Below are 20,924 nucleotides of genomic sequence, written 5' to 3'. Positions count from 1 at the left end.
AGGACAGTCGGCACCGAATACGAGTAGAGGCACACAAGTCTTCAAAATCTTGTGGGGTATAGAAAGGCAGAAAGGCTATACAATGAGTTTCTGACAGGCTAGAAGCTTATCCCACCTTAGCGGGTGTTAGGGTTGAGGCATTTGGAGCAATAAGACGGCGTCCCCGGTAAAAGGTGCAACAAGTGAGGCCGGGCTGTTGCTGACAGCGATTGCGTCGGATTGAACCCAGCGTCCGCTGCGAGGATCATACCAACGGACCTGCCATTCACCGGCAGGTAGTGATAGATTTAGCGTGACCTCAGATTCCAACACATCGGCCGACTGCGGTTTGTCAGAGGATGGCTGGTGCGCATAGACAATGATCTGCTGCCGGCTGCTGATCACACTGAATTGCTGAGGGAGATCGCCGGCGATTTCGGGAGTAGGATGCATGCCAGTCAGCTCTATACCCGCTTCGCGAAAGAACTGCGAGATAAAGCGAAAATCGTGTGCACCGTCATCCAACAGGCCCGCAGCAACCGCAGTCTGGTAGCCTTGAAGACCTTTGGTTTGCTCTCTGCCTGCGAAAGCTTCATAAGTCTCCAAGCCACCATAAGTCGCGTGTCCTCCACTCAGTAAACTCGACCACATCAGCCGGCGGAAATAATAGCGATCGTGTTGCGGCGACCGGTAGATGCCATAGCGATCTTCATCATTGACAATTGGATCTGCAGTCTTCGTGTAATGCTTGTCAAAAATCGCGCCGGATATTTGGTCCATATCTTCGATGGTGACGATATCGGACCATGGAGCATCTATGAAGGCGTAGCCGGAAAAACGCATTTGGTGATTGGTTAGCAGCGTTCCCCACGCTTCGCGTTCGTACATGTCCCGTCCAATTTGATCGATAATCTGCGGGGCTACGCATCTACCACAATTGGCACGTTCCAAATCCTGGTCATTGGAAATACACCACTGCACATTGGGGAACGCGGAGAATCGAGCTTGTGCATGGCGGGCGATCCATTGGGCTGCCCGATCCCCTTGGCCATAGCGTCGCAGTTCGGGTGCGTCTTCACCATAAGGGATAAGCTGGAATTGAATGTGTGGATAGCGTTCGAGTGCATACAGCAGTCGGTGCTCCATCTCATTCCAATAAGCTTCGTTTGGCCCAGTTCGCTCTGAATTCAGAAGTGCTTCGACCGTTCCCCGGCTGCGACAGAACCAAGTACGAATTTTGGTAAAACCAGTTGCGGCTGCCTGATCGAGATACTCCTGCCAATGCTCTTCTGCATCGGTCACATACCGATAACCAGTATCGCCAATATGCAGAAACCACTGGCCGTTGTCGTACGCGAATTGTCGTGAATCGCTGGAATGTTGTCGCAGCTTGCCCGGGAATCCTGACGGTGCAACGATAAACTCTCCGGTGCGACCGTCGAGCTCCACTGCGGGCGCGACGGCAGTGCATTGCCAGCGGTACGTTCCCAGCAACCGACAGTAGGCACGCGCGATCCACTGAGGCGAGTCATCTGTTAGGCCACGATAAAATGCCTCAACCCGGACTTGTTCGCCGTCAGGTTGCGTGAAGGTAACTTGTACGGGACTGTCCGCAAGTGGATCCAGGGGAGCGTTCCGAGCCGGCAATTCGAGCTGCCAAATGCCATACTGCGCAGCTTGTGGGCTACCCTGGCTCAGGTTGGGCAATTCAGACGCAGTAGAAGATTGGGCGACAAGTGGGCTCGAAAGCCCAAAGATCGCCAAGATGATCGATGAAATGCAAATCAAGGGGCGCATCAATTTCCCATTGTAAATGTTTACTGGTGGTCGTACGGTGCTGGGGCTGCGGAAAGCTATGGAACCAAACGATGGAAACGGCAGAGGATTGGCCAGTAAATGGCTTCAGAGAATTGTTGCACAATTGACAGATTCGAACATGCTTGGGCCTACGAAAAATACAAACCTAAAACTGCATCCATTGTTTTGCTGGGATTCACCGGTTGATTGTTTGCTGTCTTAAGATGCAGCCAATGGTCAGATGAGCTCTGCACCGGCCGAACGCCGCTGTGTTGACTGTGGAGCAATCTTGCCGTCGAGAATTCCTGGTAGAGGAAAACTGAGGCTCAATAAAATGGCTGGTGACAGCAAGGAATCGCCATCGTTCCGGTTCCGTTCCGGTTCAAATTATTGCAATTATGACGATTCTGCGCTTTAATCAACGCCTATTCTCATGGAGCAATCTCGACTGAGTTTCTGCCCTTCTGCGGAAAAATGTCTAGACAATGAGGATTAGGGCCCCATCTTGCAGCAACTAAAGCTAACCTTACTCTTCGTTTTATTCGCTAGTATCTGCACTATTAGCGCCGAAATGTCGCTCGCTGATCTAACGGTTCAGACACCGCCACCTGCGGCTCAAGGCCCCGCCCCGCCGGAAGACATTCGAACGTGGATCAACGCAGGCGAGGTAGATCTGGTGCGAAAATGGGTGCTCGAGCAGACCGCGGGCAAGACTGACGTCCTGCACACGGACATTATCGTCGCGAAACTCTTTTATGATTCAGGCCGAGCTTTCGTGGGCAAGGAGATCCTTGAAAAGCTTTCAGCCCGCGAGCCTGACCGATTCGACGTGCAGTTTGTCTTTTGCGAGCTTGCTGTCGGCGACCAGCGCTGGTTTGATGGCTGGACGCACGCCTCGGCTGCTGAAAAACTTAGCCTGCCGGAAACGTGGAGCAGCGAAAAGCAAGCGTCCGCCAAAGCAGAACTCACGTTGCTAAAAATGGCTTGCCAGGAAGGGCGAGGCAATTTTGCCGCGGCTGCCCTAGGCTACGAGACCGTGCGGCAAACAACCAGTATCGCGAGAGCTTTTTATCAGAGAGCATCGATCGGCGCGATGCGTTGCCATGTACGAGTTAGCCAGCCGGAGCCTGCCTATGCGATTGCCAAGGAACTGGCGGAACAAAAATTACTAAATGATACACCCGAGTGCGTCATTGCAGAACTTTCAGAACTGGCACAAGATGTTGAAAACGCCGAAAAGTATTTTAAGCTTGCCATAGCCCATGCAGGCACTGCTGGCGATTCGGCCAAGATCAAGTATGCGCGCTGGTTGATCTGGAACAATCGACCAGCCGAGGTCGCAGAGATTTTGAAGGATAAACAGGGAGCGGATGCGGCCGAGCGCGAGCGTCAGTATTTGGCAGCGTTGGTCGCGAGGATGGAGGGCAAGCTAGCAGATGCCAAACGGATATTATCCCGGCTGCACCAACAGGATTCGTCATCTTTTCCGATTGGAAATCAACTGGCGCTGGTACTGATTGAAGATTCCGATGAAGCCTTTCGCGCACGCGCATTGCAGATAGCGGAATTGAATGCACGGACGGCGAACAGTGCGGAAGCTTGGTCGACTCTTGGATGGGTGCAATTTCGGTTAGGTGATTTACCCAGGGCGCAAGAGAGCATGAAAAATTCTTCCATCCGTGGCGAATCGAACCGAGACACCGTGTATTACATGTCCAGAATCTTGAGCGCGGCCGGCAAAGCCGCTCAAGCGCAACAGCTTAAAAAGGTTGCACTTACTATGCGTGGCCCCAAGTTCTTTCAGGTCGGTACCGACCAGCCTTGAAACGCCGAGCGCCGCTCAGCGAACGTTCCAAAATCCCCTGTAAATTTGTCCCACTTCGATTTCTAACAAGAAGGTTTGTCTACTGTGAGTCAAAAAGAAATGAACTTGCGCCGAGCATTTCGCATGACGCTGCTGTCAGCAGTGCTCGGTTTTGCATCGCTGAACGCATCTGACAACACGTTGGCAGATGACAATCCCAACGCGGGTCAGCACTATAACGCCGTGGTCAACGTGAATGGTCAGTCAGGTGTAAACGATGGTGATAATGGTAGTAACGCCACATTGCTAAACATGATTCCAGCAGCACCGTATCTGGGTGCAGACTCGCTTTTCGCGAACCAGAGGGCCGTTGGTGGGACTGGGGGATACTCGTTCGAGTTGCAGGCCGGAAATGGCGGGAATGCGTCATCGAAGCTTGCTATCGATGGCAACTTTGGCGCTCTTAACGTGAATACTAGTGCCATTGGCGGCGATGGAGGCTATTCCGATTATGGGACAGCAGGTAATGCAGGGAACGCCACGGCGGAATCTATGGCAAACAATTCCGTTGGTGCATCGACGGCGTTTGCCGAAGCACATGGAGGTGCAGGCGGTTTCACATATTACGGAACGGCAAATGGCGCTGCCGGAACGGCATCGGCTGTAGCAAACTCAAGCTCTATCGGACTTGCGACGAGCGAAAGTTATGCCTATGGCGGGCAAGGTGGAGGACTCTTTTATGGTTCATCAACGGAACCTGGAAGCGTTGGTGGCGCCGCCATTGCCAGCGGTTCTGCCAGCGGGGCAGAGGCAAATCTTTGGCTTGAAGCGCGCGGGGGCAACGGCGGGGAGTCGCTCGGTGATGGCGGTACAGGAGGTAACGGTACTGTTGGCACTGCCGGCGTCACGGCTACGAATTCGGCTCAGATCAACATGAGAGCGTACGGCGGTTCAGGCGGCAATAGCTATGGCTCGGGCAACGGTGGTGCGGCTGGGATTGGCGAATTAGGAACATTTTCATTCAATGGACCAGCTGATCTAAGTTCATTTACCGCTTTGGTCTCAGGGCACATTTATGGTGGAAACGGTGGCAATGCATATGGGACCGGCAACGGCGCTGATGGCGCATCTGTCGCACTGACGAACGCGATCGACGTATCAGCTTTCTCAGGCTCATTCAGACTGACTGCCTATCAGGACGCATTTGCAGGCGACGGTGGTTCGTCGTCCGATGAAAGCGCGACGTCCGGTAACGGTGGTAATGCAAGCTCTTCCTTGACACTCGTCGAAAATGCGATAAACCATTTAGAAGTTGGCGTAACGGCGGAAGGCGGAAATGGAGGAAATGCGTACGGCTCGGGCGTGGGGAACGCTGGTACGGCGCTGGCGAATTCCTCTGCCACTAACACGTCGGATACCGGCCGGGCAATGAGCTATGCTTTCTCGGTTGGGGGTAGCGCAGGTAGGAATTCCACAAACAACAAGACCGGCGGCAGCGCGGAATCGACGGTGTTCGCCCAAGCTAACGGATATGCTTACGGCAGAGCGGATGCGCGGGGTGGTACTGGTAGTGGTTATTGGTACGACGATGCGAATGGAGGTAATGGTGGCAGTGCAACGGTAAGCGGATTCGCACAATCAATTGACAATAGCTTTGTAGCAGAAAATGCCCGTTTGGATTTATCTGCCACCGGCGGTCAAGGCGGAAGCTCTAACAATGGGAATGGTGGAAACGGTGGAGATGCAACCGTAGGAAGCAGTTCGATCATAGGATCAAACTACCTTAGCGCGTACGTTGACGTGAACGGGGGATCTGGCGGCGAGTCGTACTATGGAAACGGTGGAAATGGAGCAGCGATCAGTGTTACGGATTCTATAGCGGTTTCCGATACGGCGGTCGGTGTTTGGATCAGGCAGACAGCTCGCGGAGGGAACGGCGGTTCCTCCTACTATGCAGTAGAGGGTACGGCAGGGAACGGTGGTGCCGCATCAAGTTCTCTTTCGGTGACTGGTGCATATTCAGAAGGAGTCACTATTAACTCCGAGGCAATCGCCGGTGCTGGTGGCATTTCCTACGAAGGCACGCCAGGCAATGGTGGTAACGCCAGCTCAACCGCCAACTCCATAAATACTGGCGTTGGTGAAGCCAACGCTTATGCTTACGCCGCCGGTGGTAGCGGAGGGTATAGCTGGTACAACGGCGACGGAATTGGTGGTAATGCCTCCTCTGCAGCCTTCGCGTCGGCAGCAGGTAAAGCCGATGCGCGAGCTGAGTCGTACAGTTCGCAGCATGCAATTTCTTCCGCGACAAGCATCGGTTTGAACGCTCAATCGACGGCGACCAGCTCGGGTGCAAGCGGCTCCGCCACAACACAAGCAACCGGATTTAGTGCTGGGTCGAACTTTGGAGCCAAAGCCACTGCGCAAGCTTCGGTCGGCAGCACCGCCAATGTTTCTAGTTTTGCATCGGCCGACGGAAGTTCTACTTCGCATTACACAGGCAGCGACGAAGCTTTTTCGTACGCTTCGGCCAATAATTCCAGCTGGTCAGCGGCAAGTGGCACCTCCGGTCAATTCGCTATCCAGCAGGCCTTGCAAATTGATCCTTGGGATGGCTCTGGTTCGGATATTGTCGGGATGGGCGGTTTTGGTGGTCAGCACCCAGACGACTCCTACAACTCGGCAACCCACACGGGATCCGTCAGTGCCGAATTCACCTTTGACAGTAACGCTTACTTGGGCAAAGAGCTTGTCGTTGGTCTCTATAATGGCTACATCTCCGGTTTTGATGCCAGCAATTATTGGGAATTCACTATTGAATCCAGTGGAAGTGGGTTCTCACAAACGTGGAAATCAACCGATTCGGATTTCCTCAGCTTGTTCACCGACAACGTGATCTCGCTTGGAATCTATGATACGCTTGACTGGAATAGTTTGGCCTTGAATTTGTCTTGGACTACCAATGGTTCGGGCCAGTATCTCGGAGGTAACTTCGTAGCAGGCGTTTCAGCTGTTCCTGAGCCTTCAGCGGTAATTTTCTCATTAGTTCTGCTTGCAATTGGAGGTGTATGTGGCGTACGGTACTACAATCGCCAGCAGTTGCAATTAGGCACGGTTTAAGCAAGCAATTGTTTTCCCGACACACTTAAGTGAAGATCTGGCCCAACTTTTTGTTGGGCCTTTTTTATGGGGTTCTTGCGCTGCTTTATCAAATTTCTTCCCGTCCTAGCGAACGCAGCACAAGGCATTTATTGGGTCCATCCGGTTACTTCGAGTACTTTGAAGCCACCACCAAGCTCGGGGACCGTTGAAATACTTCGCACGGCTCAGTGGCTGTAGGATACCTATCGCGGCCGACGACTGAAATTTTTTCGGTCGGCTACATCATCTAGTACCAGACCATTTAGCGCCAGACGCTGTTAGATGCGATCTGGAAGCGGCTAGATGGCGTGTATTTGCGTGAGAAGGGGTCTGTATTCTCCTTTATTGTCCCTAATTGGTCTCCACTTCGAGTTCGTGTTCGTAAAGTGCGCGCAGCTTCCCATTGTGAATGTTGATTGGTGGTCGTACGGTGCTGAGGCTGCGGAAAGCTATGGAACCAAACGATGGAAACGGCAGAGGATTGGCCAGTAAATGGCTTCAGAGAATTTTTGCACAATTGACAGATTCGAACATGCTTGGGCCTACGAAAAATACAAACCTAAAACTGCATCCATTGTTTTGCTGAGATTCATCGGTTGTTTGTTTGCTGTCTTAGATGCGGCCAATGGTCAAACCGCCCCTCTTCCCGAAATGGGGCGAGGGGGGAAGAGCTTTCGGCGCTGTCGATTCAATATCATTGCGCTTGATTGACCCAAGGCCGTCAGGTTAGCGATCTTATCAACAATCTTAAACTGCTGGTTCTACTACTTGGTTTGGAAAGAATATTGAACTGGTTGAAGTGCTACGCCACCAGCACTTTGAAAATTCTTGTGGCGTGGGCTGTTCAAACCAAGCCGGTATGTCCGACCCGACTCGAGCGCAACGGGGATTTTGCAAGTTCGATTGTCCTCAGACCACGAAGGCTGCTTCCCCTCGGCAGCCTTCGGGAACTCAACTCCACCTCCGGTCCACGACATTCCCTTGCCCATCGGCATGTTAAATGTCACCGAAAGCCACTCTAATTTGGGATCTACGTCGATGGCGCCATTGGCGGGTTCCATTCGAACAACTTCAGGCGTCTTGGCAAGCGCGATCAATTCCGCTGAAGCACCCTCCGTGGCAAAGTATATTGAGTAGGGTTCGGATGCAACACCGTCGGTCGATTTAAAGTTGGTATATGATTTGGAGTTTAAGCCGACTCGATAGTATTTACCTCGCTCCAGCTTAACTGGTAAAACGCAAGTTCGCTTGTCTATCCAACGGGCCTTTGCATCGCTTCCCGGTGGAAAGTAAGGTGGACCACCAGTCCAACTCATCCCGGCACTCATGTCGCGATCAAATGTTACACGAATTTCGGTTCTTGAAGCTTTAACGTCGATTTCTCCTGCAACGGGGTCTGTCGAGACGATTTGCGGAATCTTAGTTTTTGACTTGGTGTTCTCTTGCGCTTCACTCGACTGAAGAAGCACCATCGGAAGCAGAGCCAAGCTTGCGACTGCAACTACCAGTCTGGATCCGAGACCAAAATTAGTTTCACTTTTTTTGAACTTCATAATTTTCTCCAATCGAATCTGAATTTGCGAACTACTCTCAAAAACTCCTACCAAACCAACTCCTTTGGGCGAATTTGCTTGCGCCCGAGTCACTAATTTCAGCATCGCGTCGCCGTAGTCCTCGGAAAGAATCGAGGTTTGCTTTAGTACCGCTTCGTCGCACGCCTCCTCGCGAGATTGACGAATCTGACGCATCGCCCACCAAAAAAACGGGTGAAACCAAAAGAAGCTCAGCGCAATTACCTGAACCCAGCCCACCAACGTATCCCTCCGTTGATGGTGAACGAGTTCATGCGCCATCACGATGGCAATATCTTTCGCGCTTGCGTTTCGCACAATTGCCTCAGGTACTACAACGCTCGGCCTCCTTACTCCGACCAGAAATGGACTGGTCCAGAGATTCGTCACGCGCAGGTCTGGGCAATTCGCCATACCAAGTTCCATCGCAATCTTTTCGTACGCGATACGCAGCGATCCTTCATCCAAAGTTTCAACGTCGCGAAGTGATCGAGAAATCCTGCGGTAACGTCGAATAACCATCCACCAAAATAAACCGATACCTACTAGCCAAACCGCCAGGCACACAACTAATGGTGAGAGTGTTTCTGAAGCAACATCGGCCGTCAGAGTGCTCGTCGTTGCCCCAACGGACATTGCTTGCCCAAGTTGCCTGGGCTCAGGCGCGTCGAAAACAATAGCCTGAGGCAGAACAGAAGCGAGCCACGGAAAGGACTCGGTGCTCAAGCGTATGTAAGGTGGGAGTATTGCTTTCGCTAACACCACCAACCATAGCGAATGATGCAAAAGAGCGGAGCGAGAACGGAGCAAGCTTGATATGATCGCAACAATGGCGATCAAGATTGCAAGTTGCCACGAAGCATGGAAAACCCAATGCCACCAACAAACCGCAACTTGCTCGATCCACTGCATCATGATTTGCTCTGATTCGCGCGTCGTTTTTCATCAAGCTGCCGCTTTAATTGACGAATTTCGTCGTCGGTCAATTCGAATTCGTCGATAAAATGTGCCAGGACATGTCGTGACGCATCGCTGATCAAGCGCCCGATTACGCTTTGCACTTCTTGTCGAGTAGCTGCATCGCGATCAATCGCAGCTCGATACAGGTACGAATTCCCTATCTGGTCGTAAGCGACGGCGTTTTTTGCAACGAGACGGGATAACAGCGTTTTGACTGTTTTGTAAGCCCAGACATTCTCGTCTGGCAGCGAAGCGAAAACGTCTCTGGCCGCTGCAGGACCGCGTTCCCACAACACTTTCATGATTTCCCATTCCGCAGGAGACAATCCCACCGTAATCTCTTCGCCCAAAATATAGCCCCCTACCTGAAAGCAATCGCTCAACATACTAAGCGATAGACTACATCTGTAGTCTTCCTGAGTCAAGCGATCTGTTCTGGGTTCGAGCAAAAGTTTTTTGCTTTTGATCGCTTGATGCAAGACTGCATATTGATAGGAAGCGATCGGTGATTGAATTGTGTTCTTCGACCTTTACTAATCAATTGAGATCTGATGTCTTGTAAAAAGACAACACCAATTCAAGTATATTTGGCACCTCGCGACTAGCGCATTAACCTCCATTCAGGCGCCCGTTGGACTATACTATCTAGGTCGACCGGAATTGTTTTCGTCCCCTAATTCACTGGGCTCTTCAACGACGCCGTCTCGTCGGTCAAACGGAATCGAGTTTCGCCACTGGGGCAATCTGCCCACGAACTTCGATCACTCGTTTGAACTCTCTTAAAGAATGGACGAAAAGATGAAGACTTCCTGGTCACTCGCATGTGGCATCCTTGCAACACTCTTAGCAATCACCCCTGTCCGAGCCTCGGTTATAGTCGAACTGACAACTAACGGAGACTTTGAATCGGGTAATACGTCTGGTTGGGCATCCTTCCCAAGTGGAAGCTCAACGTTCGAAGCGATAAGCTCGCCGGCGTCAGATGTTCACGCAGGTAATTTTTCGGCCAAACTTGCCAATACAATTGAAGGTCAAGCAGCTATCATCAAGCAAGCGAATCTTGGTGTTGGTGTCGTACAATCATTCCAAGAGATCACGATCTCGTTTTGGGCAAAAGGATCGGGTACTGCGGGCGGCGTGCAATTTGCCGAATTCTTTTCAGAACTCAGTGGTGGCGGTACTTCTAAATCAGAAATCCTCGGCGGCGCACCTCTTTTTCTCGGCAATGACTATGCGTTTTATTCATTCAATGCAATAACCGGTGGAGATGTCAGCGGCGGCGTAACCTTGCAGTTGAATGCTGCAACGGGCGCAAATCCTGGCAGCACTTCGACGTTCTTCATAGACAACGTGTCGGTATCGTACGTTTCAGCTGTACCAGAACCCGCATCCATCGCCATGTTCGGTGTCGCCGGCACATTAGCACTGCTGCGTCGCCGAAGAGCGCGGCAATAAGGAGTAGTTGGCTTACTACTTGCAGTTTCCCCCGAGCGACCAAGAACGAAATAAGTTATCCTCTGTACAGCGCTGCATCGATCGTTGACCAAATGTGGGCAATGAATCCGAGCATTATCACCCACAACACCGATCCAAGGATAAAGAAAAAGAGCGCCGCGAGAATTCTTCCCTGAGCAAGTTGCCCAAGCCCAGGGATAAAAAAGCTTGCAATGGCGGCGATGACATTGCCTGTACTGCCGCGACGTGTTTCTACTAGAGGATTCATCGTTGGATCCTTACTCAACTGATCGATTGTTACACAACTACCGGAATGCAAGATTGGCAGACTGCCAGTGCTTCCAATTCGTTCACTACGCATAATTCTTGCCAAATGGCAAAAAATTTCAGAATGTGGGCTATCGTGCCACAATAATCGCGTCTCTCTGAGACTCAAATCAGCGTCACGGAGCGATGCTGCTACGTGGCAACATCAACTGCATCTTACTTAGATTGAAGATGAATGACGCCATCCCAGTTGGCTGGCGCGCGTCGACCATGTTGAGCGATGTAAACGGTCAAGAAATCTTTGACCCGGTCACTAGCCGGTACATCGTACAAAAGACGAAAGGCGTCTTCCCACTGTCCAGCCAAGAATGAGTCGAGGGCCCGTTCGTAGGCCAGAATTCCAATATCACTAAGGGTGTTCGCGGTCGACGAAGGAGGGAGCAGCTCGCTCACCACCAGCGGTCGCTTCATACCGACAGGCAAAACTTTGGCCACGCGACGCACGCGAGCACTCGTGCCCGCATCGCTCTTGCGAATAAATTCGGCGGTAGCTTCATCGACCAGAATCGGCGCAAACAATTGTTTGGTCATGCTTTCTAATCGCGATGCCAGATTCACAACTGGTCCGAAGACGGTGATTTTAACTTGGTCAACTGTACCGATTTGTCCAGCCACCGCGCGGCCGCTGGCGACTCCTAAACCAGCACGAAAGCCGGAGAGCACATTGCCTTCCTTACCTGCCGCATCTTCAAATTCAGCGTGGATTGCCAGCGCGGCCGACACTGCTTTCAGGATGTAGTCGTCCGAATCTAGCGGCCAACCCCAAAAGCCCATCGCTGCATCCCCGTGAAAATCACCGACGACTCCGTCCCGCATCAAAATATGCTTCGTCGTAACACCCAGCGCATCGCTCACGCGTTGCAAAAGTACAAGCAGTTGGTCTTCTAGGAGCTCGCTCTTTTCCGAAAAACCTCTCAAGTCACAGAAGAGGACCGACACATCTGCTTCTCTTGGTTGCAATTCAAGGTTGCTACCGCGGCGCAAGATCGATTTCCGGACGACGGGAGCAAAGAAGGGTCGCAGCACGTCCTGACGTTGCTGCAAGTAGCGAGCTTGGCGAACCGCGGCAATCGTGGTCGCTGTTAGCTCTGTAAACTTCATCTCTTCGTGCAAGACCAATGTACTGCTAGCTTGCGGAGTCGCACCTAGCACATCGTTGGTATCGGACAGCTGATCGAGCTTTCCTGCGACGTAGATCGACCAGCCTTCGCTGCCTTCGCCTTGAATCGGAACGCAAAATGCCCAATCGACATTGGCCACTTCCGTGTGCGCGATTGCAAGATTAACGCTATCATCTGCCGATGTATCGTGGTTGTGCCAAGTATGCAGGACGCTTTGCCCTAGAGTATTAGCGCGGCGAATTAGCGAACGACTGGGTGAGAAGGCGCGGCGGTTCAGATCGCGGCTGTCCCAATGCAGGATTTGGATACCGTCGCTTGATAAGTCAGTATTCTTGCTTGAATCCGCGGAGCTTTTCTTCTGTGCAACTGCGCCGGTTGCTTGCAGGTCTTTGACGATGGCTATAAAAGTCGCGTGGCGGATTCCGGTCATGAGCACGTTCAGGACGCGAACTACTAATTCTTCGTCGTTGGTACTGCTGCCGATGACGCTTGGAAGTCGACTGAGCGCATCGATTCGGCGCTGCGCATCGCGGTAGCGAATTTCGTCGAGTTCTTTTGTCGTAAAGCTTTGTTCAGAGACCAGCGGTTGATCGGACGTATCGTTAGAGACTTCGATTTGCTGGTTAGCTAAAGTGAATGTTGTTCCACCGATTACAAAGTGTTCACCTATTTGTAAGGAGAATTCGTCATCTTGTTTGCCTCGAAAGAAGATGGGATTTCGCGCGTCCACGTGTCGTTCGACGTGCAATCGCTGTCCATCCCAGACTAATTTCGCATGTTGCCGAGAAACGCGACTGTCCCAAGGGACTTCAAACGCTTCCGAAGTTCGTCCCAATATCACGGGAGGAAATGTTGGTATGTTCGCAGGTAGTGCCTTGCGCCAACGATCGGTTCCATCGGTACCTTGAGCGATCAAGTCGGGCATATACAGTCCATGTAAACAATACGTAATGCTAGAAAGTCTGCACGCGCGGTTGACAACATTTCAAATGTTTCGATATTGAAACATGTCTGCCACCTATCCGCTACGACCTATGTAATTGTATGAAGAGCAAGAGATCCGCCAAGTCGATGACAGCCGAACAGTTGTCAGAAGCTGCTGAATGCCTCAAAACTATAGCTCATCCGCACCGATTGAGGATGCTACAAATGATGATGTCGGGGCAATATACGGTTGGTGAACTGGCAGCGGCTTGTGACATTGCCAGTGCTGTAGCGTCCAATCATCTGCGGTTGATGGAGCGAACCGGGCTGCTCAATAATCGCCGCGACGGAAAAAATATTTACTATCAGATCGCCGATGTGCATTTGTCACCGATCCTGACGTGCGTGGAAAGCTGGTTTGGGTAAGTCAGCCACGCCCGTTTGTTGCCGCTATGAAACCGGCCAGCAGACTAGGTGTGCTTGATCTCTTCAGCGATGGTTTCTGCAATATTGGTTGCGTGGTCGCGAACGCGCGTGTAGGCGTTCAAAGCTGCCAGGAACGCAACGCTGACAACCGGCGGAGTTCCCCCGGCCGACAATTCTTCGAGATGCTTTTTGCGTAGCGATTTGATCTCGCCGCGAATTCGCTTGCTGGCTGCATCAGTCTGCGTGAGCACGTTTCTATTTTGCTCTCGCATCGCCGTATTCACCAGTCGCAGGTACTCGGTGAGGTGCTGGTTCAACTGTACTAAATCGGCTCGATGCGATTCCGAGAAACGGTGACCATCCCGTCGCAGTTTCCGATCGAAGTTATCCAGATCAACGATGTAGTCACTGATGGATTCGTACTCGTCTGCGAAATGGAACTGTTGACGCGCTTCTTCCGCCGTTGCATGCGACACGTTTGCCGAAAGTAGCTTGGTGACGAATTCGGCGATTTCGTCATGGACAGAATCTAGTACTTTCTCCCGATGTCGCAAACGATCGGCCAAGCTCTTATCGGGCTCATCTTGTTGTAACAATTGAGCAAGCCAGTCGAGCATCTTGCTACAACCGTCTCCCATTTTCAGAATTTCTTTGTGCGACTGTTCGATCGCCAGCAGAGGCGTTTCAAGAATTCGAATGTCCAGATCGGTCAGACGCGGTTTTTCTTTAAAGCCTTTGGATGGCACCAGCTTGGTCAGCAACTTGACCATGTGTGGCACAAAGAGGATGAAAAGCAGCGTATTGGCGATATTGAAGATGGAATGCGTCGCTGCTATAGCAGGAATGGTCCGTGGAAAGGTTTCGTTCCCATCTACCATCACAACCTGCTGTACATCGCCCCCAACAAAAACCTGGATAAACTGGATGTACCATGGAAAGATGAGTGTGATCCACGCCACACCTATCATATTGAATATAACGTGAAAGTAGGCCGCGCGACGAGCATTGGTCGTTGCCCCTAACGATGCTAAGAACGCAGTGATCGTCGTACCGATATTTTCGCCTAAAACCAATGCAGCCGCAGTTTGATAGCTGATAATGCCTTGTGAGGCAAGTGATATAGTGATCCCTAACGTGGCCGATGATGACTGCACGACCATCGTCAATATGCAGCCGACCATCGCGCATTTGAGCACTCCCAAATAGCTGTCAGCTTGGAAAGTTTTGAACCAAGCTTCAAATTCGGGCAGGTCGTTGATGATCGAACAGGCGTTCTTCATGATTTCAAGGCCGAAGAAGACCATGCCAACGCCCATGACTGACATTGCCCAATACCGCCATCGATCGCCCTTGGAGAATAGGTACATGAAAGCGGCGGCACCGAATAGCGGTAATCCATACTTGCCAACGTTCAGCACAAGAATCCAACCCGTGATGGTCGTCCCGACGTTGGCTCCCATAATGACGCCAACGGCTTGCGTGAGTTCCATAACTCCGCTGTTGACGAAACCGACCACCATGACCGTCGTGATGGAGCTTGATTGCACAACGCAGGTAACTGCGATACCGACAGCTGTCGCCATCAACCGATTATTGGTCACCGCTCCAATTAGTCGGCGTAGACTAGATCCTGCGACGGCCTGCAATCCGTCCGACATGTACTTCATGCCCAGCAAGAAGATCCCAAGTCCTCCGACCAATTCAAAAATCAACTTGGATAATGTTTCGATATCCATTGCACCGACGGATTGTTAAGTTTTGTTGAATAAATAGAATTTCAGCTTAGTTTGGCGCAGAATTTTTACCAGGAGCATGAGGCATGGGCATCCAAAAGGCAAGGGTGGGAGACAAAGTTGTCTTTGCCAAAGAAAAATTCAGCGATTCGCCCGGGCGCCGCGCGCAAGAGATTTCGGCAGCCACCAAGGGCGATAGCTACAGCTATATCGTGGAAAAGTACTGGGTGGTGAAGGAAATTAAGCCGGACGGCTCTCTCGTCCTAATGACGCGTCGAGGCAAGGACCACACAGTATCGGCAACTGACCCACGACTTCGCCGTCCCACTCTTTTTGAACGAATTTTCCTGCGGCGACGCTTTCCCACCATAGATGCAACTGAATCGGGATCCAACATCGCCGAATAAGCCTTCGCAGCTCCAAAGGTCCTGAATTGTCGCAAGCGATCGACTACAATACGGCAAGCTCGCTATATCTCCCCACCTAGAAGCACGATCGATGCACAACACAACAAACCAAGCAACGTCTTCACGCCGCGCGACCCTGGCCAAAATTGCGACTGCGACTGCGGCGGTCGTTTGTGGGGTTTCTACATTGCCGCTTGCACCACAACAAGCGATGGCCATTGAGCCGTTCGTCCGTCAATCGCCAAGTAGTTTGCGGGTCAGCCTTGCAGCTTATTCATTCCGCAAATACCTGACGAGTAAATCTGGTGACAAGATGGATTTGTTTGGCTTTGTCGATTGGTGCCACGCGCATGGCGTGCCAGGAGCAGAGCTAACAAGCTACTACTTTCCGGAAGATGTTACCAACGACTACCTGCTGAAGTTGAAACGTCACTGCCACCTAAAGGGCGTAACGATTACGGGTGGTGCAATTCGTAACGACTTTTGTTCGGCTGATGACGAAGCGATTCGTCGCGATCTCGAACACGCCAAACAATGGATTGATCGTTACGCAATCTTGGGAGCTCCTGTCATTCGCATTTTCGCCGGAACTCAGCCGCAAGATTGGGACAAGGAGAAAACAATTCAGCGTTGCGCTCGCGTAACAAGTGCTGCTTGTGAGTATGCACATCAAAAGGGGGTCATGCTCGGGCTTGAGAACCATGGCGGCATCACTTCTTTTGCTGACGACCTGCTGGCGATTGTCAAGCAAGTACAATCGGATGCGATTGGAATCAATTTCGATTCAGGCAACTTCAAAATGATGGAAGACCCATACGCCGAACTAGCCAAAATCGCTCCGTACGCAGTGAACGCACAAATTAAGATTGATGTCTTGCCGAGCGGCAAGCGTGAAGATGCTGATTTTAATCGCATTGTTAAAATTCTTCGCGATGCCAACTACAGCGGATGGGTTGCGCTCGAGTACGAAGGGGAAGCAGAGCCGCTTGAAGCAGTTCCAGGCTGGTTAAATAAATTGCGAGCAGCAATCGAGTCTTAGCTAACGACTCAAGCGAAACCACTGATAAGTCTGGCTGACGATTTAATATGCAGTCAGCGGACAGGTCTAGCTGCGGTCGTTGCCGCTTTCCAGGACGGCCATGAACGCTTTTTGTGGAATGTCGACCGAGCCAATCGATTTCATGCGTTTCTTACCTTCGCGCTGCTTGGCCCACAGCTTACGTTTACGCGTAATGTCGCCACCGTAACACTTCGCAGTCACGTTCTTTCGCAAGGCGGGTACAGTTTCACGAGCAATGACTCGCGATCCCAAAGCAGCTTGGATAGCGACCTCGAACATGTGGCGATCGATTTCCTCTTTTAGCTTCTTTACGACAGCTCGGCCGCGGCGATCGGCATCGCGACGATCACAAATGATCGCGAGCGCGTCGACCTTGTTGTTATTGACCAGGATATCGAGCCGCACCAAGTCCGCTTGTTCAAAGCCGATAACCTCGTAGTCCATGGTTCCATAGCCACGTGTTGCGCTCTTCAACTTGTCATGCAGGTCGTAGATGACTTCAGCGAGCGGCAAATCGTAAGTTACCATCGCCCGGTTTGCAGACAGATACTCTTGGCTCTTGAGCACTCCACGCCGATCTTGGCACAGCGTCATGCAAGTGCCGATATGTTCTGTTGGTAGTACAAAATTCACTCGCACAATCGGTTGTCGAAATTCTTCAATAGTCCCGGTGTCTGGAACATCTTGCGGTTTATGAATCTCTAAGATCTCGCCGTTGCGCGTGAGGATTTCGTACGTGACGTTCGGCGCAGTTTGCACAAGGTCCAGGTTGCATTCATTCTCGAGCCGTTGCTGAATAATTTCCATATGCAGCAAACCCAGAAAGCCGCAGCGGAATCCGAATCCCAGCGCATCACTCGTCTCTGGTGCAAACTCAAAGCTCGGATCATTGATAGCCAGCTTCTCCAACGCGTCTCGCAGTTCGCTGAATTCTTGTCCATCGCTTGGATAGAGCCCGCAATAAACCATTCGCTTGGGTGGTTTGTAACCAGGAAGTGGTTGCGTGACGTCGTCACCGACGGTTAGAACTGTATCACCGATGTGGACATCTTTCAGCGTTTTAATGTTACAGATCAAGTAACCGACTTGACCTGCATGCAGCTCATCGCATTGCTCGCGTTGTGGCACGAAGTGCCCAAGTTCGATACATTCGTGAGTTGCCGCCATGCGCGTGAACCGTAGCTTCTGGCCACGTTTTACAGATCCTTGCATCAGTCGAACGTAAGTAATCGCGCCGCGAAAATCATCGTAATGCGAATCGAACACCATCGCTTGCAAGGGTGCGTTCTCGTCGCCACCGGGCGCAGGAATTCGATCGACGATCGCCGCCAAAAGGTCGTCGATACCGATGCCCGCTTTGCCGCTGCAAAGTACCACTTCGTCTGGATCGATCCCCAGAACTTGCTCCATTTCGTCGAGCACTTCGTCGACGCGGGCATAGGCTAGGTCGACTTTATTGATCACAGGAATGATCTTTAGGTTGTGTTCCATGGCCGCGTAGGCGTTTGCCACAGTCTGAGCTTCGACGCCTTGGAACGAATCGACCAGCAGCAGAGCACCTTCGCAGCAGGTCAAGGAACGGGAAACTTCGTATTGAAAATCGACGTGACCGGGAGTATCGATCAGATTCAGTTCGTACTTTTCGCCTTTGTGCGTATGCTGCAAAGTCACCGCTTTGGCTTTGATTGTGATCCCCCGCGACCGCTCGAGATCCATGGCATCCAGCAGTTGCTCTTTCATCTTGCGAAGTTCGACGGTGCCCGTTTTCTCGAGTAAACGGTCGGCAAGCGTACTCTTGCCATGGTCGATGTGTGCGATGATGCAAAAGTTGCGGATATGCGAACGAGGAGGGGCCATTCTTCTTCCAAACGATGACAGATACAAGGAGCGGCGTTCCTGCCTTTCCCTTACGTTTCCATCGGCGAAAAGCAGTATTTCCTTAGCGAAACGCGATTATAAGTCGGCGGCGGGCGTTTCCGAAGATCTATTCAGAAAGTGATGTTCCGTTCTGCCGACCATTTTGGGCTAGCTAACCAAGTTCGGAGGGGACTGCAAAATAACCGCAGACGTGCAGAATGTGAGCCGATTTCGTTAACTTTCTGTATAGTATAGATTCTAACGACAAGCGTTATGGAGCCTTCACGCCGGAATCACCTGCCCACGGTGGACCTTGATGTTGAAAAATGGAATGCAAAACTACTCGAGCACTTACCCGATTTATCTTCGGCACAACTGTCGGACGCTCCGATGCGGAGTTTTCTCCAGCGCCCTAATAATATGGTGGGCTTCCACACTTGCTTATGCCAAAAACCCCGAATCGGCGGCAGACCAAGAAGCGTACATCCTATCGTTGATCGACGAATTGGGCTCGGAACAATATTCGACGCGAATTGAAGCTTCTACCCAATTGCAACGCATTGGCGTTCCCGCACTCGACCAATTGCGGTCGGCAACGTCGCATAGCGATCCACAAATAAGTGCAACTGCTCGCTATCTTCTTCACAGCGGGATTTCTTGGAGCAATGAAAGTGATTCGCCGCAGGTCAAAAAGATTCTGCAAGGCTACGCGACCGCCAGTCTCATGGAGCGGGCACTTAAGCTGGACCAGCTTGCCGAACTTTCCGAGGACGATGGTATTCAAGCACTTGCTCGAATCGTGCGTTTTGAACCCTATGGGGATTTGAACAAGCGAGCTGCACTCTTGCTCTTGCAGATGCCAGAGAACTATCTAGAGCTTGACGCGATCCAGCTGCGCTGGTCACAGATCATGACCGTCGTCGGTCAATCGAATAATGATGCATGTCTATGGTTACGTAAACAAGCAGCGTTCTATGAATCTGCGATGGCAGCGAGTGCTGCTCCGCCCGATCTGTCCGCCTTACTGTCGCAGATCAAACTGCAAAAGCCGTTAGAAGATTTTGATTATGTTCGCCCCCCCTTCGGCCTCCTTAAACTTGAACAGTACAAACTGAATCTACCTAAAGACTCCTTTGATACGGAGTGGTGGACAAATCAGATCGCCAGGCAAAAGGAACTGCTTCAATCTCTTGACGGGGAGACTTCGAGTGACACCATCGAGAAGCTATGTCGTTTTTGCGTCGAGCTGTTAGTGAGAAGTGGCAATCGAGAAGATGCGATTGAGTTCGCGGCGCAGCTACCAACCGCTTCGCTGAGCGGCCCGGATGCGTACTCCGTCATCGACGAAAGGGCGAGCTGGGCGATCGATTTTGCCATGCCCGAAATTGCTATCGAAATTTACGAGAGCAATCCCGACCTCGTCGCTTCTCAAGCCGCGTTGCGGTATCGTTTCGCTGAAGCTTACCGTTGGCAAGGCGACGAAGCGAAGGCCACCGAGATCGTTTCGCAGATAACCTCTAGGCTTGCTTCGCCGTGGGAAGTATTAGAGCAAGCTGGCAGACTTACAGAACGCGGCCAGCATGATTGGGCAAAAGCCGCCTTTGATTCCGCCCTCAGCAAATTCGTGGCAAACGATGAGATCCGTGTCTTAGCTGCTTTGCAATTCAGCGAGTCGCTGCAAGATGGCGGCGACTGGACCGCAGCCGTAAAGCTCTGGGAGCCGATCATTAAGCTTATCGATGAAGATTTGAAATACCGTCAACGCGTGGACGGTTTGCTATCGCGATATTCTACTGATCTCAATATCGAGTTGCTACGCTCACGCTATCACCAAGCAAAAGCGATGGCGGCATTATCTGACAAAAAGTTTGAAGCCGCCAAGGAACATTTTCGAGAGTCGATCAAGTACTCGCCAGATAATGTCGACGCCGCGATCGAAATGCATCGTTTGGATGGAAATGCCGAATGGAAAAAAGAAGTCGACGACATTATCAAATCCGTACTCGAAATCTTGAAGACCGAAACCAAGGCATTGGAAGGCGATTTTCGATTGGCCAGCTCCGATGAAATGGCAAGAATTCGGAAGCGTTACGCGAATTCGTTGAACACGTATGCGTGGATGCTGGCAAACATTGACCGAGACTTACCTTTGGCATTACAGACGAGTCAACTTTCGAACAAATTAGCCCGAGACCAATCGGCTTATATCGACACGTTAGCTCGTTGTTTCTATGAATCTGGCGATCTGAAATCTGCTATCTATTGGCAAGAACGAGCCTACAATCTTGAACCATCCCAGCGACAGTTGCTGCGTACGCTTCTGAACTATCGGCGCGAACGGGACGAACTAAACTAGTTTACA

14 protein-coding genes are annotated in these 20,924 nt (G+C 51.5%); 7 read left to right on the top strand and 7 right to left on the bottom strand.

Annotated features, from left to right (window positions below):
- Positions 1–126 precede the first annotated feature (126 nt).
- Positions 127–1,776 (bottom strand): apiosidase-like domain-containing protein, encoded by a 1,650-nt coding sequence (locus SH451x_RS00280; protein WP_479360244.1) that lies wholly within the window; start codon positions 1,774–1,776, stop codon positions 127–129.
- Between the two features lie 571 nt (positions 1,777–2,347).
- On the opposite strand from SH451x_RS00280, the gene SH451x_RS00275 reads away from it, so the two are divergent.
- Positions 2,348–3,601, top strand: coding sequence for a tetratricopeptide repeat protein (locus tag SH451x_RS00275; RefSeq protein ID WP_479360243.1), 1,254 nt, complete (start codon positions 2,348–2,350; stop codon positions 3,599–3,601).
- 84 nt (positions 3,602–3,685) lie between these two features.
- Entirely contained in the window at positions 3,686–6,700 is a 3,015-nt protein-coding gene (locus SH451x_RS00270; protein WP_479360242.1) for a beta strand repeat-containing protein, read from the top strand.
- Positions 6,701–7,485: 785 nt separating this feature from the next.
- Here the strand turns inward: SH451x_RS00270 and SH451x_RS00265 are convergent.
- Together SH451x_RS00265 and SH451x_RS00260 are read right to left on the bottom strand one after the other, a co-directional pair.
- Positions 7,486–9,207 (bottom strand): M56 family metallopeptidase, encoded by a 1,722-nt coding sequence (locus tag SH451x_RS00265; protein WP_479360241.1) that lies wholly within the window; start codon positions 9,205–9,207, stop codon positions 7,486–7,488.
- The gene (locus SH451x_RS00260) at positions 9,204–9,638 is read right to left on the bottom strand and encodes a BlaI/MecI/CopY family transcriptional regulator (protein ID WP_479360240.1); all 435 of its coding nucleotides are present in this window, start codon (positions 9,636–9,638) and stop codon (positions 9,204–9,206) included. The genes SH451x_RS00265 and SH451x_RS00260 overlap by 4 nt, the downstream gene beginning before the upstream one ends.
- A gap of 412 nt (positions 9,639–10,050) precedes the next feature.
- Here SH451x_RS00260 and SH451x_RS00255 point away from each other — a divergent pair, with 412 nt between their 5' ends.
- Positions 10,051–10,707 (top strand): carbohydrate binding domain-containing protein, encoded by a 657-nt coding sequence (locus SH451x_RS00255; RefSeq protein WP_479360238.1) that lies wholly within the window; start codon positions 10,051–10,053, stop codon positions 10,705–10,707.
- A 55-nt stretch (positions 10,708–10,762) separates the two neighbouring features.
- Here SH451x_RS00255 and SH451x_RS00250 read toward each other — a convergent pair whose 3' ends face one another.
- Both SH451x_RS00250 and SH451x_RS00245 read right to left on the bottom strand, forming a co-directional pair.
- Complete coding sequence (locus tag SH451x_RS00250; protein ID WP_479360236.1) at positions 10,763–10,975, bottom strand: hypothetical protein; 213 nt, start codon at positions 10,973–10,975, stop codon at positions 10,763–10,765.
- Positions 10,976–11,190: 215 nt separating this feature from the next.
- A complete protein-coding gene (locus SH451x_RS00245; RefSeq protein ID WP_479360235.1) occupies positions 11,191–13,080 on the bottom strand; it encodes an adenylate/guanylate cyclase domain-containing protein in 1,890 nt (629 codons plus the stop codon).
- Positions 13,081–13,199: 119 nt separating this feature from the next.
- On the opposite strand from SH451x_RS00245, the gene SH451x_RS00240 reads away from it, so the two are divergent.
- On the top strand, positions 13,200–13,505 hold the full coding sequence (locus SH451x_RS00240) for an ArsR/SmtB family transcription factor (protein WP_479360233.1): 306 nt from the start codon (positions 13,200–13,202) through the stop codon (positions 13,503–13,505).
- A 44-nt stretch (positions 13,506–13,549) separates the two neighbouring features.
- On the opposite strand, the gene SH451x_RS00235 is transcribed toward SH451x_RS00240, so the two are convergent.
- Positions 13,550–15,241: a Na/Pi cotransporter family protein gene (locus SH451x_RS00235; protein WP_479360231.1), complete on the bottom strand. Its 1,692-nt coding sequence runs from the start codon at positions 15,239–15,241 to the stop codon at positions 13,550–13,552.
- 83 nt (positions 15,242–15,324) lie between these two features.
- On the opposite strand from SH451x_RS00235, the gene SH451x_RS00230 reads away from it, so the two are divergent.
- Both SH451x_RS00230 and SH451x_RS00225 read left to right on the top strand, forming a co-directional pair.
- Positions 15,325–15,645, top strand: a complete 321-nt coding sequence (locus SH451x_RS00230; RefSeq protein ID WP_479360230.1) for a hypothetical protein — start codon at positions 15,325–15,327, stop codon at positions 15,643–15,645.
- A 91-nt stretch (positions 15,646–15,736) separates the two neighbouring features.
- Entirely contained in the window at positions 15,737–16,684 is a 948-nt protein-coding gene (locus tag SH451x_RS00225; protein WP_479360229.1) for a sugar phosphate isomerase/epimerase family protein, read from the top strand.
- A 66-nt stretch (positions 16,685–16,750) separates the two neighbouring features.
- Here SH451x_RS00225 and lepA read toward each other — a convergent pair whose 3' ends face one another.
- On the bottom strand, positions 16,751–18,562 hold the full coding sequence (gene lepA / locus SH451x_RS00220; protein WP_479360228.1) for a translation elongation factor 4: 1,812 nt from the start codon (positions 18,560–18,562) through the stop codon (positions 16,751–16,753).
- Positions 18,563–18,893: 331 nt separating this feature from the next.
- Between lepA and SH451x_RS00215 the strand changes: the two genes are divergently transcribed.
- Entirely contained in the window at positions 18,894–20,918 is a 2,025-nt protein-coding gene (locus SH451x_RS00215; protein ID WP_479360226.1) for a tetratricopeptide repeat protein, read from the top strand.
- Positions 20,919–20,924: the final 6 nt, after the last annotated feature.

The sequence above is a fragment of the Njordella aestuarii genome (genome assembly GCF_056494165.1).
Note: the sequence above shows the minus strand (reverse complement) of the source record. Positions and strands in the feature narration are given on the sequence as shown.